13 protein-coding genes are annotated in these 17,155 nt (G+C 34.7%); 7 read left to right on the top strand and 6 right to left on the bottom strand.

The window, feature by feature from the left end; translation table 11 throughout:
* Positions 1-137: 137 nt before the first annotated feature.
* On the bottom strand, positions 138-1,526 hold the full coding sequence (leuC, locus tag ACKTTZ_RS20035; RefSeq protein ID WP_407846435.1) for a 3-isopropylmalate dehydratase large subunit: 1,389 nt from the start codon (positions 1,524-1,526) through the stop codon (positions 138-140).
* Positions 1,527-1,555: 29 nt separating this feature from the next.
* Positions 1,556-2,719, bottom strand: a complete 1,164-nt coding sequence (locus ACKTTZ_RS20030; protein ID WP_081906410.1) for a 2-isopropylmalate synthase — start codon at positions 2,717-2,719, stop codon at positions 1,556-1,558.
* Positions 2,720-2,867: 148 nt separating this feature from the next.
* Between ACKTTZ_RS20030 and ACKTTZ_RS20025 the strand changes: the two genes are divergently transcribed.
* Positions 2,868-4,412 carry a hypothetical protein gene (locus tag ACKTTZ_RS20025; RefSeq protein WP_253316631.1) on the top strand — a complete coding sequence of 515 codons (1,545 nt, stop codon included), beginning with the start codon at positions 2,868-2,870 and terminating at the stop codon, positions 4,410-4,412.
* 459 nt (positions 4,413-4,871) lie between these two features.
* On the opposite strand, the gene ACKTTZ_RS20020 is transcribed toward ACKTTZ_RS20025, so the two are convergent.
* Positions 4,872-5,846 (bottom strand): dipeptidase, encoded by a 975-nt coding sequence (locus ACKTTZ_RS20020; protein WP_407846434.1) that lies wholly within the window; start codon positions 5,844-5,846, stop codon positions 4,872-4,874.
* 243 nt (positions 5,847-6,089) lie between these two features.
* On the opposite strand from ACKTTZ_RS20020, the gene thrS reads away from it, so the two are divergent.
* The gene (gene thrS / locus ACKTTZ_RS20015) at positions 6,090-8,009 is read left to right on the top strand and encodes a threonine--tRNA ligase (RefSeq protein ID WP_034694469.1); all 1,920 of its coding nucleotides are present in this window, start codon (positions 6,090-6,092) and stop codon (positions 8,007-8,009) included.
* A gap of 173 nt (positions 8,010-8,182) precedes the next feature.
* Positions 8,183-8,683, top strand: coding sequence for a translation initiation factor IF-3 (infC, locus tag ACKTTZ_RS20010; protein WP_027372223.1), 501 nt, complete (start codon positions 8,183-8,185; stop codon positions 8,681-8,683).
* A gap of 95 nt (positions 8,684-8,778) precedes the next feature.
* On the opposite strand, the gene ACKTTZ_RS20005 is transcribed toward infC, so the two are convergent.
* Positions 8,779-9,342 carry a hypothetical protein gene (locus tag ACKTTZ_RS20005; protein ID WP_407846433.1) on the bottom strand — a complete coding sequence of 188 codons (564 nt, stop codon included), beginning with the start codon at positions 9,340-9,342 and terminating at the stop codon, positions 8,779-8,781.
* Between the two features lie 160 nt (positions 9,343-9,502).
* Here ACKTTZ_RS20005 and ACKTTZ_RS20000 point away from each other — a divergent pair, with 160 nt between their 5' ends.
* Positions 9,503-10,576, top strand: a complete 1,074-nt coding sequence (locus tag ACKTTZ_RS20000; protein WP_407846432.1) for a resolvase — start codon at positions 9,503-9,505, stop codon at positions 10,574-10,576.
* A 306-nt stretch (positions 10,577-10,882) separates the two neighbouring features.
* Positions 10,883-11,449 carry a hypothetical protein gene (locus tag ACKTTZ_RS19995; RefSeq protein ID WP_253316635.1) on the top strand — a complete coding sequence of 189 codons (567 nt, stop codon included), beginning with the start codon at positions 10,883-10,885 and terminating at the stop codon, positions 11,447-11,449.
* Positions 11,450-11,531: 82 nt separating this feature from the next.
* Here ACKTTZ_RS19995 and ACKTTZ_RS19990 read toward each other — a convergent pair whose 3' ends face one another.
* Together ACKTTZ_RS19990 and ACKTTZ_RS19985 are read right to left on the bottom strand one after the other, a co-directional pair.
* On the bottom strand, positions 11,532-12,161 hold the full coding sequence (locus tag ACKTTZ_RS19990) for a response regulator (protein WP_407846431.1): 630 nt from the start codon (positions 12,159-12,161) through the stop codon (positions 11,532-11,534).
* Positions 12,162-12,163: 2 nt separating this feature from the next.
* Positions 12,164-14,371 carry an ATP-binding protein gene (locus tag ACKTTZ_RS19985; RefSeq protein WP_407846430.1) on the bottom strand — a complete coding sequence of 736 codons (2,208 nt, stop codon included), beginning with the start codon at positions 14,369-14,371 and terminating at the stop codon, positions 12,164-12,166.
* A 1,042-nt stretch (positions 14,372-15,413) separates the two neighbouring features.
* Between ACKTTZ_RS19985 and ACKTTZ_RS19980 the strand changes: the two genes are divergently transcribed.
* Together ACKTTZ_RS19980 and ACKTTZ_RS19975 are read left to right on the top strand one after the other, a co-directional pair.
* Positions 15,414-16,235: an alpha/beta fold hydrolase gene (locus ACKTTZ_RS19980; RefSeq protein WP_407846429.1), complete on the top strand. Its 822-nt coding sequence runs from the start codon at positions 15,414-15,416 to the stop codon at positions 16,233-16,235.
* A 203-nt stretch (positions 16,236-16,438) separates the two neighbouring features.
* Positions 16,439-16,987 (top strand): hypothetical protein, encoded by a 549-nt coding sequence (locus ACKTTZ_RS19975; RefSeq protein ID WP_407846428.1) that lies wholly within the window; start codon positions 16,439-16,441, stop codon positions 16,985-16,987.
* Positions 16,988-17,155: the final 168 nt, after the last annotated feature.

Raw genomic sequence — 17,155 nt, 5'->3', positions numbered from 1 at the left:
TTTACTTAACTGAAGTTCACATAAGAATGAAAATCAAAGATTTTCAAAAAGCTTAAGTTTTCTTTTTCTACAAGCAAATGGAATCTTCTTCTTACTTAAGTGTTATCATCTTTTGTGTCTTTGTGGTTAAATTCTTTTTAGTTTACACTTTCAAAAGCTGAAATTTTACCTTCTATTGCTGCTTTTGCTGCGGTAAGCGGACTGGCAAGAATTGTTCTTGAACCTTGTCCCTGTCTGCCTTCAAAGTTTCTGTTGGAGGTGGAAACACAATATTCTCCTTCAGGTATTTTATCATCATTCATCGCCAGACATGCTGAACATCCCGGCTGACGGATCTGAAATCCTGCATCACTGAATATTTTATCCAAACCTTCCTCATAAATCTGCTTCACCACTTGTTGAGATCCGGGAACAATCAGTGCTTTTACAGCCTCAGACTTGCTTTTCCCTTTGATATACTGAGCGGCAGAGCGGAAATCTTCTATCCTTGCATTGGTACAGCTTCCTATGAAAACATAATTAACCTTGATACTGTTAACTGCCTGTCCGGCTTCCAGTCCCATATATTTTAATGCCTTCTCTTCAGATTCATTTTGCGGTGCCGGAATCACTTCACGGATTGAAATCCCCATTCCCGGATTGGTACCATATGTAATCATTGGGTAAATATCTGAAGCATCAAAGCTGAGTTCTTCATCAAAAACAGCTCCTTCGTCTGTTTTCAACGTTTTCCAATACCCTACTTTTTCATGCCATTCTTCTCCTTCCGGAGCAAATTTTCGTCCCTGTACATATTCAAAAGTGGTTTCATCAGGAGCAATCATGCCTCCTCTGGCTCCCATTTCAATGCTCATATTGCAGACTGTCATTCTCCCTTCCATGGACATTTCTTCAAATACATTCCCCGCATACTCACAGAAATATCCTGTTCCTCCGTCTGTTCCTAATTTTGAAATGATATAAAGAATCACATCTTTAGGCTGAACATTTTCATTCAATTTACCATTGACTGTAATCCTCATTGATTTTGGTTTGTTCAGCAACAAGCATTGACTGGCAAATACCTGAGCCACCTGACTGGTTCCAATCCCAAAAGCAATAGATCCAAATGCACCATGCGTAGAGGTATGGCTGTCACCACACACAATACTCATTCCCGGCTGGGTAATTCCCAATTCCGGAGCGATGATGTGAACAATTCCCTGATATTGGTGTCCTAATCCGAAAAGTTCAATATTGTTTTTCTTACAGTTTTCCGTAAGCTGCTCTACCTGATTTCTTGAAAGTTCATCTTTAATAGGCTGCTCCTGATGTAAAGTAGGTACGTTGTGATCTGCAGTAGCTACAATCTGTTCCGGCCTGAATATTTCCAGATTTCTGGATTCAAGTTCCGCAAAAGCCTGAGGGCTGGTTACCTCATGAATAAGATGTTTGTCTATATAAATGATCTGAGGTCCGTCAGGAATGGTTTCTACCACGTGAGCGTCCCAAACTTTATCAAAAAGTGTCTTTTTACTGTTGTTCATTGTTTACTTTATCTTGATTTAAATCAAACCTATCCTATTTTTCTACTGAAAGAATCCATCATCAGGCTCAGATCATCATTTCCTATTTCTTTTTTAAGGTCAGCGATTTTCAAAAATTCCTGATACAAATAATCAAGTTCATTTTTGGTCACCTCAAAGCCAATATGTTTGAAACGGTAGGCCAATGCTGAACGTCCGCTTCTGGCTGTAAGAATAATGGAAGAGGCATTCACACCTACTTCGGCAGGATCAATGATTTCATACGTTTCTCTGTTTTTAATCACACCGTCCTGATGAATTCCTGAACTGTGAGCAAAGGCATTAGCTCCTACGATAGCTTTGTTTGGCTGTACAGACATTCCCATCAGGTCAGACACCATCACACTCATTTCATTTAACATTCTGGAATTCACATCCGTATGCAGATTCAAGTCTTTATGCTGTTTTAAAATCATGACGACTTCTTCCAATGCTGTATTTCCTGCTCTTTCTCCCAATCCGTTGATCGTACATTCAATCTGACGTGCCCCGTTAATTGCTCCGGCAATAGAATTGGCAGTTGCCAGTCCCAAATCATTGTGACAATGGCATGAAAGCACTGCTTTTTCAATTCCTTTTACGTTTTCTCTCAGATATTTTATTTTCTGACCATACTCTTCCGGTAAGCAATATCCCGTGGTATCAGGAATATTAAGAACAGTGGCTCCTGCTTTGATCACCGCTTCACAAACTCTTGCCAGATACTCATTATCTGTTCTTCCGGCATCTTCTGCATAAAATTCAACGTCCTCCACATATGTTTTCGCATATCTTACTGCATCAGCGGCTCTTTCAATAATATCTTCTCTTGTGGAGTTGAATTTGTATTTAATATGAGAATCAGAAGTTCCGATTCCTGTATGGATTCTTGGTTTCTTTGCCAACTTCAGCGCTTCTGCAGCTACATCAATATCTTTTTTGTTCGCTCTTGTGAGTCCGCAAACCTTCGCATTTTTTACCAGCTTTGAAATTTCTGAAACCGATTCAAAATCTCCGGGGCTGGAAATTGGGAATCCTGCCTCGATAATATCAATCCCTAATTCATCAAGCCTTTCAGCAATAATCAGTTTTTGTTCCGTATTCAGTTTGCATCCCGGAACCTGTTCCCCATCTCTCAGTGTCGTATCAAAAATTTCGATTTTTTCGGAATTCATAAGTGAAGTTTTTTACTTAATTTTGGCTCAAAACTACAGCTTGCGATATTTTTTTATTTTCACTTTTTCTGAAAATTACAATATTCAACAGCTCGAAAAACAATTGTATTTATTTATTAATCAATAATTTAATTCCCCCAAATTTACAATGGCAGAATTGCAGAAAGATTTTTTGTTTGTACTGGTAAAGTCATTGACCACCTCTGAAAAAAGACAGTTTAAGTTATACGTAAACCGTCTCGGAATTAATGTAGATGCCAAATTTCTATTGTTATTTTCTGAAATGGATAAGATGAAGGAATATGATGAAAGCATTATCATTGAGAAAAAAATTTCCACCAAGCAGCAGCTTTCTAACCTTAAGGCTCACCTTTACAAACAGATTCTGGTAAGTCTCCGTATGAACCCGAGTCATCAGAACTACAGAATCCAGCTTCGTGAACAGTTGGATTTTGCAAACATTCTGTATCAGAAAGGGCTTTATAAGCAGGCTTTAAAGATATTGGACAAGACCAAGCAGACAGCTCTGGAACTGGATGAAAAAAGTATCGCTTCAGAGATTATAGACCTTGAAAAAGTAATTGAATCCCAATTTATTACACGAAGTATTGAAGGCCGTGCCGAAGAGCTTATCAAGCAGTCTCAGGAGATCAGTAAACAAAACCGCTATACGACAAAACTATCCAATCTTTCGCTGAAATTATACAGTGAGATGCTTACCCATGGCTATGTAAAAAACGATGCAGACCGACAGGAAGTGCTGGACGTCTTTAACTCCGAAATTAAAAATATCAACCCTGAGAAACTGAATTTCACCGAAAAACTATGGTATTACAAAGCCCATGTCTGGAAAAACCAGCTTTTACAGGATTATAAATACACGTTGAAATATGCCTATCAGTGGGTGGATCTTTTTCATAAAAAACCTGAAATGATCTACAGCCATCCTGTATGGTATATTAAAGGGAATACTTATTTGCTGAAAATCCTGTTTTTATATGGAAATATTGATATTCTGGAAGAACATTTTCAGAATTTCAATAAAATGGTACATGCGGAGAATTTTGTTCAGAATGAGAACCTTCAGTCTCTTATTTTTCTTACTCAGTACAATACGCTGATGAATATTCACTTTGTAAAAGGAGAATTCTTCACAGGAACCAAGCTTATTCCTGAAGTGGAATTAAAAATGGAAAAGCTTAGAGAAAGGATTGATGAGCACCATTTTATGATTCTGTATCTTAAAATGGCTGCCATGTTTTTCGGCAGTAAAATGTTTGAAAAATCCATTGAGTATTCTATGAGAGTCATAGAATCCAGAGGAAATGTACAGGAAGATCTTTTGTTTCATACCAGGATCCTGATCTTAATGGCAAAATATGAGTCTGGAAATGATGAAGATTATGATGAATTTATTGCTTCTACCTTGAAGTTTGCCCGAAAGATGAAGAAGCCGGAAGAATTCCATTTTGAAAGCATTCAGTTTTTTAAGAACCTGAATAATCAGGTGCCGGATCAAAGACAGAAAGCATTTGAAAGTTTTGATAAAAAGCTGGAAGAGTATTCCAACAATGAATATTACAGACGTTCATTATTCTATATTGATATTCATGGATGGATTAAATCTAAAGTTCAGAATGTGGATGTAATTGAAATTATCAAGCAGAAAGTAAAGTATAAAAGAAAACATTAATTAAAAAAACATAAAATACTATATTTAAATATTTTAACACATTTTATTTAATGTAAAATTGAATGTTAAAAATAATTAATTTCTAAAAAATTATCTCTCACAGACTGAGCTGATTTCGCGGATCAACATAAAAAATCTGCTTCATTTGCTACATCTGCGAGAGAATAAAATCATCTAAAATTGTAAAACGCAATATTTTAATTTCATTACTTTCCGATAGGGAAATATAAAAAACATTTAAAATATTAATATTTACAGCATGTATTACCAGGTCGCTCCTCTGGAGCTTTATTTTACGAGGACTTCATTTTTTTCTATTAGCAGTAAATCCCGATGGGATTAAAAAGTCCAGCTCCAATAGGAGCTAACGGTTAATAGGACGTATTTGTTTTAAAATTATTATAGCTCCAGAGGAGCGACCTGTTATTTATGCTTTGATTTAATCAGACAAAAATGATTTTATTTGTACAGGTTTTCTATAAAATTCAGTGCATTTTTATGACTGATTTTTTCAACCAGCTCTGATGAAAAGCGTTCTTCAATTTCTTTATTGATGGCAGGATATCCAGATGCATTGGAATGCTCCGGAAAGAAAAAAGGATGGCGGGATTTGTCCGGATGATCCTTCCAATAGAAATAATCTGCTCCATAGGCAATGCTGTCTTCTCCTCCAAGATCCAAACCATATTGAATATGTTCGTACAGTCTTTCCGGATGATCAATATCCACATAATCTTTGATAAAATTCAGACCTATTAAGCCTTTTCTGTTGATTACTTCCTTTGCCAGTTCATCAGGAAGGTTTCTGTTGTTTTTATAAACGGACCTGTAGTTGGAATGGCTCGCCAGAATAGGAATTGAGTAATTTTTCTGGTCAATATAAGTGAAAATATCATAGGCCAGCTGATCACTTGTGTGGGCTAAATCAATAGCAATTTTACGGTCAGCAATATAATCGATCAGCACTTTTCCATCGTCCTTTAAGCCGGCCGTGGCATTATTTCCGCCTCCAAAACGATTTTCAAGATGATGGGTAATTCCGATATAAAAAACATTCTGGGTATTTTCAATAATGGTTTCCAGATTTTTGAATCCGGATTCCAGACTTTGGCTTTCATCACAGAAAGCAGAAGCATTCTCTATAGAAGCAATAACTCCTACCCGATTTTTATTCTCCAAATCATTGTGATTGCCTTTATTAAAAAGGAAAAAGTTCTCATTTTTAATTAATTTTGAAAATAATTTGCTTTGTTCCAGACCATGAACTGTACTATTCGCTCCTGTTCCTGCGTACATAGCCATCACCTGAAGTTTTACATTTCCTTCATGTAAATAAGGTAGTGAACAGCCAATTTCTTTGTCATCAATAGCCGCATCGGATCTTAGCAGATAATATAATAAATCGCAATGCAAGTCAACATTTATAGCATTCATATTAATTTGTAATTTATTTGTTGTTAAAGACTTACAAAAAGAATAAGGATCTTAATATTGGCATTATCATTAATAAAAAATCAAAGGTATTTTTCTATGAAAAACGAAATATGGAATTCAGTGAGACTAAAACCATCTGCATCTTTTACATTTTTAATATTAATTCTCATTCTAAATATGTGCTAATATAGTATTTTATCTAAAAATTCCGTATTTTTGCATCTTAAAATTTCTTAGTAAACAATGATAAAAATTACACTTCCAGACAATAGTGTCAAAGAATTCGAAGGAGCAGTGACTCCTCTAGATGTGGCAAAATCTATAAGCGAGGGATTGGCTAGAAACACCATTTCCGCAATTGTTAATGACAAACAAGTAGAAACAACCACACCTATAACCACGGATTCTACGGTACAGCTTTTGACCTGGAATGATGATCTTGGAAAGAAGGCTTTCTGGCACTCTTCTGCCCACCTTTTGGCGCAGGCAATCCTTGAGTTTTATCCTGATGCTAAGTTGACCATCGGTCCTGCTATTGAAAGCGGATTCTATTATGACGTAGATTTCGGGGATGAAAGCTTATCTGAAAAAGATTTTGAAAAGATTGAGAAAAAGATCTTAGAAAATGCAAAGAAAGGTTCTACCTTCTCTCTATACCCGGTTTCTAAAGATGAGGCTTTAAAAACGTATGCAGACAATCCGTATAAAGTTGAATTGATCTCTAATCTTAATGATGGAGAAATCACTTTTGTAACGCACGATAACTTCACAGATTTATGTCGTGGTGGTCACATCCCGAATACAGGAATCGTAAAAGCGGTTAAAATATTAAATGCAGCAGGAGCTTATTGGAGAGGTAATGAAAAGAACCCTCAATTAACAAGAGTATATGGTATTTCTTTCCCTAAGCAGAAAGATCTTACTGAATATCTTGAAAGATTGGAAGAAGCTAAAAGAAGAGACCACAGAAAATTAGGTAAAGAACTTGGAATCTTTGCATTCTCTGAAAAAGTAGGTGCAGGTTTACCACTTTGGTTGCCAAAAGGTACTGCTTTAAGAAGAAAACTGGAAAATTTCCTTTCTGATGCTCAGAAAAAAGGAGGTTATGAATTCGTAATGTCTCCACATATCGGGGCAAAAGAATTATATGTAACTTCAGGACACTGGGATAAATATGGAGAAGATAGCTTCCAGCCGATTAAAACTCCGAACGAAGGAGAAGAATTTTTGTTGAAGCCAATGAACTGTCCTCACCACTGTGAAATCTACAAAACTTCACAATGGAGCTACAGAGATTTACCAAAAAGATATGCAGAATTTGGTACTGTTTACAGATATGAGCAAAGTGGAGAACTTCACGGTTTAACGAGAGTTCGTGGATTTACTCAGGATGATGCTCACCTTTTCTGTACTCCGGATCAGCTTTCTGAAGAATTTGAAAAAGTAATTGATTTAACGCTTTATGTGTTCAAATCTTTAGGTTTTGAAGATTTTGTCACTCAGGTTTCATTAAGAGATCCTGAAAACAAACAAAAATATATCGGTTCCGATGAAAATTGGGAGAAAGCAGAAAGTGCGATCATCAATGCAGCTCAAAAGAAAGGTTTAAAAACAGTAGTAGAATACGGAGAAGCAGCATTCTACGGTCCTAAACTTGACTTCATGGTGAAAGATGCTTTAGGAAGAAAATGGCAGCTTGGAACTATCCAGGTAGACTATAACCTTCCGGAAAGATTTGATCTTCATTATATTGGAAATGATAATGAGAAACACAGACCGGTAATGATTCACAGAGCACCATTCGGTTCTATGGAGCGTTTTATTGCTATTTTGCTGGAAAATACTGCAGGTGATTTCCCATTATGGCTAAGCCCGGATCAGTTTATTATTCTACCAATCAGTGAAAAATATGTAGATTATTCAAAAAAAGTTTCACAATTTTTGGAAAATCACGATATTAGCGGTCAGATTGATGACAGAAACGAGAAGACAGGTAAAAAGATCCGTGATGCGGAATTGAATAAAATTCCTTTCATGCTTGTAGTAGGAGAAAATGAAGAAAAAGAAGGCACGATTTCTGTAAGAAGACGTGGAGAAGGAGATCTTGGAGTAATGAAGATGGAGGATTTCGTTGCTTACTTCAAAAAAGAAGCAGCCATATAAATTTTAAATTAAAAGATTGAAGGATTCAAAAATTAAATAATTAATTGGAATCTTTCAATTTTAAATATTTAAATCAATTAAATTAAGTAATTAACCAATAAAATTATAATACAATAGCACAAAGATTTAACAACAGGGGCCCACAGAGACGTCCGGTACAAGAGGACTTACACTTGATCAACGATAAAATTCGTGTGAGAGAGCTTCGTTTAGTGGGCGATAACGTAGAGCCAGGAATTTACCCAATTGACAAAGCAAGACAAATTGCTGCGGAACAGGAATTGGATTTAGTAGTAATTTCTGACAAGGCAGAACCATTTATTGCAAGAGTATTGGAATACAAGAAATTCTTATACGAGCAAAAGAAAAAACAGAAGGAACTTAAAGCTAAGCAGGTAAAAGTGGTAGTAAAAGAGATCCGTTTCGGACCTCAGACTGACGATCACGATTACGAATTCAAAAAGAAGCATGCTGAAAAATTCCTTGAAGAAGGTTCTAAATTAAAAACCTACGTATTTTTTAAAGGACGTTCGATTATCTTTAAAGACCAGGGAGAAATTTTGCTTTTAAAACTTGCTCAGGAACTAGAGCACGTGGGTAAAGTAGACCAGCTTCCTAAACTTGAAGGAAAAAGAATGATTATGATGATGAGTCCTAAAAAACCAGCAAAATAATTAAGTCATTATTTTATATAAAAAAACCTCAAAGTAATTTGAGGTTTTTTTATGCTTACATTTTCAAAAGAGATTGCCCCGGACTACTCTATTGTTTATCCTTCAAAATCTCCACAGTCATGTTCTGTGAAAAGTGGCAAAGCTTTTTGGGTGGTAAAATATTTTGATATTCTTTTGTTCTTCAACTCCAGCTTTTTGCCTTCTATCACAAGTTCATAAACGGGTGCTTTATCTATTTGAGTTAAAATATAGGTTCTCTCCGGTGTTTTAAAAATAGTTTTACCTCCTTCATTAGAGAATGAAAAATCACTAATTTCAAAACTGTCTTTTTCATCACAAACATTGGTCCATTTGATTTGATTCTTTGTTATAGAAAGACTTGTCAAATCGCATGAATAGCAGTTTCCCGAAAATTCTATCCCATATTTTTCGTACACGTCTGTACTCTTGCTGTTCAAGAGATCAATCGGAACCAATGTTGAAAAATCAGCTGGTATTTCTACTGGTTCCGGATCATTCTTCACTGATTTCGGTTTAGATGCTACAACATCTTTTTTGGTGTCCGGAGAAATATTTGTTTCTACTTTTTTGTCTGTAGCGGGTGAACAGGATGCTAATAAAGCAGTCACAACTGAAAGGCTGATTATTAAGTTTTTCATTTTTATAAAGTAAATTACAATATTGGTTTTATCGTTTTGTAAAATTCTCCAAAATCCATCGTTCAATATATCCCTGTTTTCAGCCATTTATTCCCTATATCAGGCAGTTTTTGTTGGCTTCTGATCTGAATACTGATACATTTGCCCCAAAATATAGAAAATGAAAATACTCAATCAAATTTTTATATCATCTATGGTTGTTCTTGCAGGATGCAACCAGCAGAATAAAAAATCAGAAACGGATAAAGAAGAAACTGAAGTTAAGCAAAAAACAATAACCCTTGGTGATTTCAAAAAAATAAAAGGGGTGGATAATGTTCAGGAGGTACCGTTTCAATTATTTACCCAACTGGATTCTATACAATTTTTTGTAACGCCGAGTAAGGAGGCGGCCCATTTGAAAATGCCTTACAATAAGTTCGATAATTATTATGGATTCGAAGAGTTTGAGGATTTTTATTCTATTCACTACAGCATTAATAATAACATTTCGAACAGCATTGAAGCTTTTGTTTTGAAATCGGAATTCACGCCTTCTTTTGAACTGACTTTAAAAGATGTGGATCTTTATGAGATTCGAAGCAGTACATTTAAAAAATCATCTGATTTTAAAAACAAGTCTTTTAAAAAATTTGGAACTATTGCTGAGATTTCAGAGCAGGAATTTAAAACCAATTCAAAAAAAAGAATGGGTGAAGCATTGGTAAAAAATCCGAATATACAACTACAGGAAGGCAACTGGGTATACAAAGAAAATGGCAGAGAAGAAGTGATTACCCAACATGAAAATATATCCACAGAAACCGGACCTCTGGCTAATGAATATGTAGGAAGATCACCTTACTTAAACATGGAGGTTTTCAGAGAAAACTCTGATAAAGTTGTAGATTCTTACTATTCTTTTTTCAATATAAAAAATGCAGTATTGTTTGAACTCAGCACAAATGGTTATCCACAAATTCTTCCTTCCAAAAGCTGGGTTACCTGCATTTCATCTAACAATGATGTGGGAAGCGATTTTATCATCACTCAATACTTACCACAAACCAAGAAACAGGATAATCTTTTATACGTGAATTTCACCAAGTTCAAAATAGCTGATGATAAGAAGGCATTCTGGACCGATAACGATACCTTTTATGCAGAAGTATATCCGCTTAATTCAGCTGCTGCCAATGGTAAAAAGCAGAAAACAGCCTATATAAAAATTCAGCTGAAGGCTGATCTTTTTTAGTAAGGAAACTGAGAGAATTAGGATCTCAATGGAAATATAATTTACACTTAAAGGAATGAACTTATGCAAACTTTTATATTTTGAAACATTAAGATCGTATTAAGATGTTGAGAGTATTAAGATAAGCTCCGCTTTAAGCTTAAAGATAAGAATGATTTATCTTAATATACTTTATTTCTTAAACTCTTCTTAATGGTTTATTAGATAAAAATTTTAATAATTTCAATAATAAAAAACCCCTGAAATCAGCGAGTGTACAGGGAAATAAAGTCCAATATCTTTGCTGCAATAATTTAAAGAGATACAATGAAAAAATTAAGTTTGACTGTCCTTTTTTGTTTATTAAGTTTTATGACTTTTGCACAATCGCTAAAAGTAGTTATTAAACAGGACGGAAAAGTAATACAGCCGGTAAATGATGTTTATGAACTGAAGAAATCTCCTTTCCTGTTTGAGATTACCTCTACCAATCTTGAAGGTTTTTTAGTGGGCGCTACTACAAATAAAGATATCTATGGTGCAGCTTTGGGTGTTTTAAATGCTGAAGTTCCATGGTTTCAGAATACAGGTATGGCAGAGGAACTTTATAACAAGGATAAAGAAATGTTTCTGATGGATTCTGCTCCTTCTTATTGGTATTATACGGATGCGAAAGATCACAGATTTGATAAAAATCCTAAAGGTAATGCAAAGCAATGGACTGCCACACGTACTATAACAAGGTTTTATGATATCATGGTAGACCAGCCTATCAATTTAAAAGATTTTGACGGCAGAGTTTTCATCCTGATGTATCAACCTGAATATAATGACGAATATGATTTAATAGGAAAGAAAAACCTGTTTCAGGCTGCGTTGAAATTCAAAGATTAAAACAAACACACCAATTATTTGATTATATAAGAAAAAGGTCTGCTTTTACGATGTAAGCAGGCCTTTTTTGTAGATGAATATTTTATTCAATAATCAATCCATATTCTATGGCTAACTTTATAGCTGAACTCAGGTTGGATGTCTGAAATTTTTCAATAAGATTTTTTCGGTGGCTTTCTACGGTGTGAGGGCTTATAAAAAGCTTTTCCGCCATTTGATTGGTGGTAAGTCCTTTCGATGCTTCCGCCAGAATTTCTTTTTCTCTTCTGGTTAGTTTCGGAACCTGGCTTAATCCATCTGTTGATTTTTTCTCCAGAACAGATTTGGTTTGAGAGCATAAAAACCTGTCACCGCTATATACAGCATTAATTCCTTCGATAATTTCGGAAACTGAAGCATTTTTTTGAATGTATCCTAAAGCACCTTCAACCAGAGTACTGTTAATTACGGGCAGTTCATTATGAACACTAAGGATAATAATCTGAAGGCTGTTATACTTTTTCTTTAAAGGTTTGATGAGTTCAATGCTGTTGGTATCAACCAGATTGATGTCAAGCAACAGAATATCAACAGGCTGTTTTGCAAGACCTGCATTCATTTCCGAAACATTTTTGAAACAATCAACAACATCTATTGTATCACTGTTTCCTAAAATATTTTTAAGTCCTTCCAATAGAAGTGGGTGATCGTCTGTTATGGCTACTTTTATCATGTTTAATGAATAGGGATTTGAAGTTCTATACTGGTGCCAATATTCAATTCGGAGTTGATATTCATTGTTCCTTTTAAAAATTGGACTCTCAGTTCTATATTGTGAAAACCTGCCGTTTTTCTAACGTCTAAGTTGGCATGATCGAAACCTTTACCGTTATCCTCTACTGTAAGGTTTAATAGATTTTCTTCTTCGCTTATCTGAACAATAATTTCTGAAGTATCGGCATGTTTTATCGCATTATTGACTAATTCCTGAATAATTCTATAAATGATCAATTGCTTTTCTTTCGATAGCGAATTGCTGTAATTGATGAACTCTGTGTGGATTTCCAAAGCATTATTGGAAATTCGGGAAGCAAATTCCTGAATAGCTACTTCCAGGCCATATTTTGTCAATAAATCCGGCATTAAATTATGCGCTACCCTTCTTAGTTCTTCTACCGCACCATCAATCTGTTCAATTGATTTTGAAATTCCTTCTTCTATATTTTCAGAATGATGAGGATTTAAATAAGAAAGTTGATGCTTAGTTCCTGAAAGCAAACCTCCCAATCCGTCATGGAGATCACGCGCCAGACGACCACGCTCCTGCTCCTGTCCTTCAAGCAAGGCTGTAAGCGTAGAAATTTTGGAGTTCTGTTTCTCCTGTTCCATGGCTAAAGCATGCAGTTCGTCTCTTCGCTTAATGGATTTAGCACGTTGTTTATAGGCATAAAGCAATAAGAGGATCAAAACGATAAAGAAAATAATAAAAAAGACATAATAGGTATTGATCTTCTCTTTGAAGGCTAATAGTTTTTTGTAGCTATCAATATCATTATTCTTCTGTTGGGTTTCCAGTTTTGCTAAACGAAGCTGCTGTTCTTTTTTCTCTGATTCAAGTTCTGAAAATTTTAGTCTTTCACGCTGATTTTCTTCCACCAGTTTTAAGTTGTTGTAAACCTGTTCACGCTGTGCGCGAAGGATATTGATTAACTTAATTTCCTGTGCTTTTTTGTCACTTTCTAATTGTAGCTTGATGTATTTCTGCTCTTGTCGTTCTTTATCAAACTGAGATTCTAATCTTTTGGTAATATCAAGTTTTTCCTGATCGTAAACACTTTTATATTTATCAACATAGCTTTTATAATAAGTCAGGGCTTCTTTATAATTGCCCTGCTCTTCACTAATTCTGGATAAAGATTCAAGAATAGACAATTCTATATTATGATCCCTTACCGGGCTTTTTCCAATCTCCATGGAAGCTTTTAGAAAATAAGATTTAGCTAAATCATAATTTTTATCCTGTAAAGCTAATTCTGCCAGAATTCCAAATGATGAAGCAATATGAATAGGATCGCCTATCTCCAGACTCACATTATTGGCTAAGCTGGCATACTGTATTGCTTTATCTCTATCAAATTCAGTATATAAATTGGCTAAATTGATCGCAGCATATGAAAGACTGCTTCTGTTGAGCATTACACTCTTGTTTTTATTAAAAGTTGTTATAGCCTGCAGATAGTATTGCTCTGTCTTATTTCTAAACTCTGTATTCGATGGATTTTGGGTATATTTCTGTTCATATACATATCCCATTCTCATATAGGCATCGAAGATAAGGTTCGGATCATTTTGTTTGGATGCCAGCAGCAAGAACTGTTTGCTATACTTCTCTTCCAGCTGGAATTCATTAAGGTTGGAATAAATCGTAGATAATTCTTTCGCTACGTTACCAAATCTCCCATACAATGTAGAGGTTGTGGGTGAGTTTTCATAATATTCAATCGCTTTTAAATACGCAGTAACAGCTTCAGCCGTTTTATTATTGCGGGTGAGAATCCAGCCTTTTGCATAGTGAAAATACCCTTTCGCCTCATTACTATTGGTTTTTAAACTGTACCCTTTTGCCATCTCCAGGCTTTTCAAAGATTCAGCAGTTTTATTATCAAGGCGATAATTCATTGCCTGTACAGCATACAAAATAGTAGCATATTTTCCATCAGTCTGTTTTGCAGCAATAGAAATGTTGGTATTTAAAATCTGATAAGATTTAGGCTTAAGGTTATGGAAAAATAAAGCAGTAGCGTATTTAGGAGCAAGATTCAGCCGTTCAGCTGTATTATTTGAAACCTGATTATATTCTCTTTCCAATCTGTTCAAAACATCCTGTGCCTGAATGAAAAACGGACAAACCAACAAAGTAAATATAAATAATAACCTGTACATCAAACCCTTATCTTTATTAAGTTGCATTATAGTAAAGAACGTAAATATAGGTAAATACCTGCTAATCGATTGTTGGCTTGTATTCTTACCAAAAAAAATACTTTATATCTGTGTTGATGTTAGATGCATATTTTGTTGCAAAATAACTATCATCTCATACTTTTACAGCTTCTTCTTCACTCAATTCTATTTTGTTATTGTTTTTACCCATGTTTTTAATAGTGTGTTAGTTCGAAATAAGAATTGATCATTGAATTGGGTATGAAAAAGAAAGCTATAAAAGTTATAAATGAAAGATTTTAACCGTTTTATCTTTAGTAAATTTTGAGTCAAAGATAAAAATAGAAGTTGTACAAAAACATCCCTGATAACAGGGGTTTTTACATCTTTGCATCTTCTGAGAAAACCTCTTAAGATACCTAACCCGCAAAACACACTACAGCAACACCGTATAGAAATAAAATGCAACTAAAGCGACTCCAATAGTTCCGGAAATGAGAAATAGGAGCAAATAATATCCTCCACTTTTATTTTTCTTCTGTACAGAATTTATTATAAAAATAATAAGGGTGCACAAAAATCCTGCTCCGAAAAATAGAATCAGCACAGCAAAGAATATGGCTCTTTCAATCTGTAAATCTGCGGATGAAAGCATAATGATATAGGTTTATAAGTTAAATATGAATTCAGAAGACCTGAAAGAAATTATAGAAACCATCAAGTAGAGCTGAATTTGATCCTCAATAGTAGAAAGAATCAAAGAATAAGACAATCCCGATTATCAGCTATATTTCATCGGATAGGTATCATTTTCCAGAGATTATTGACCAGCAGTTTTTGAATTTTTACTCTGGTATATCCTCATAAGATAAAGAATACCAGCCTATTCATTATTTAAATAATTTTATTCATATATTATTATCATTTATAAATTTTTAATCAATTATTATCTTATATCAAGATATTGTGAAGATTTTCTATCTACATTTGTGATTATAAAAAAATCAAATACACTATTTATTAATTATTAAAAAAAGAAACAATGAGCACACTTACATTAAAAGACGGAACAGAAATTTATTACAAAGATTGGGGAAAAGGACAACCGGTTTTCTTTCACCACGGATGGCCATTATCCAGTGATGACTGGGATGCACAAATGTTCTTCTTTTTAGAACAGGGCTACAGAGTAATTGCTCATGACAGAAGAGGACACGGAAGATCTGAACAGACTCCTTACGGACATGACATGGATACTTATGCATCTGACGTAGCAGAAATTGTTGCAGCTTTGGATTTAAAAGATGTGATCCATGTAGGACATTCTACAGGTGGTGGTGAAGTGATCCGATATGTAGCAAAACATGGTAACGGAAGAGTGGCAAAAGCTGTTCTGGTAAGTGCAGTAACACCTATTATGGTTCAGAATGAGAACAATCCGAACGGAGTTCCTATCTCTGTTTTTGATGATATCCGAAACAATACTGCAAAACACAGACAGCAATTCTTCAACGATATTACCTTCCCTTTTTACGGTTACAACAGAGAAGGAGCTAAAGTTTCAGAAGGAATTCAAAGAAACTGGTGGAGACAGGGAATGAACGGTTCTATCAAAGCACATTATGACTGTGTGAAAGCATTCTCTGAGACAGATTTCACTGAAGATCTTAAAAGTGTAGATGTTCCTGTATTGGTAATGCATGGCGAAGATGACCAGATTGTTCCTTTTGAAACAACAGGTAAAGTAGCCGCTACTCTTCTTAAAAACGGAAAACTGATTTCTTATCCTGGATTCCCGCACGGAATGCCAACAACAGAAGCTGAAACGATCAACAGGGATTTATTAGCATTTTTTCAATCATAATTAAGTAACACTATTATATTACAAAACCGCAATTGAATAAGTTGCGGTTTTTTTATTTATAAACACTAAAAAGTGTTTTAAATAAATCTTATAACACCCATTAATAAATACTTTACACTAAAAATAAAATCTTTAATCAGTGAATTATATTGATAATTTATTATATTTGCGCTGTTAAAAAATAACCTATGAAAACAAAATTAATGACTTTTTTAAGTCTTTCAATGCTTTTGGCTTCTTGTGCTCAGGATGAGACACGCGATAATGTAATGCCAGTTGAAAAGCAAGTTGCAGCCAATGGAAGTAAAACTTCCGGTATTGCAAGTCGTTCAACTGTTACTTTAATAAAGGAAGTATATCACCCTTCTATATTAAACGCAGGACAAGCTATTACTTTAGAAAATAATGGTCAGAAGTACCAACTCATCATGCAATATGACCATAATCTTGTGTTATACAGAACCGTAGCGGGTCATACATATGCACTATGGAAATCAAACAGTTACAGAAATAATTTAAGTTCTCCTTCTACACTTGTTGCACAAAACGATGGAAATATGGTCATCTATAACAATGGAATTCCTCTTTGGAATACTAATAAAACTGCCGGTTTTTATGTGAATGATCCTCATATGAAGCTTCAACTCTTTTCAAAGACTGGAGCTGCCATTCCTACGGGATATAGAATGAAGTTTGTTCTGGGAGGGAATAATCTAAATATTAATGATGTCTTCGAGATAGATTTCGAGTAAAAGGACTAAACTTATTACTAAACCGTTTCTTTGAGACGGTTTTTTATTGATGCGATAAAATCAAACATTATAAACATCCGAATTGATTTTTTTTGTATCTTTGCAAACTATTATTCCTAATGTCTTTAGGAGTAGCCAAAACAGATATTGATAACAAAAACAATAAAA

Origin of the sequence: Chryseobacterium sp. KCF3-3, assembly GCF_045865955.1 — a bacterium.
Classification (GTDB): domain Bacteria; phylum Bacteroidota; class Bacteroidia; order Flavobacteriales; family Weeksellaceae; genus Chryseobacterium.
The sequence above is the reverse complement of the archived record's forward strand: the minus strand, read 5'-3'. Positions and strand labels throughout refer to the sequence as shown.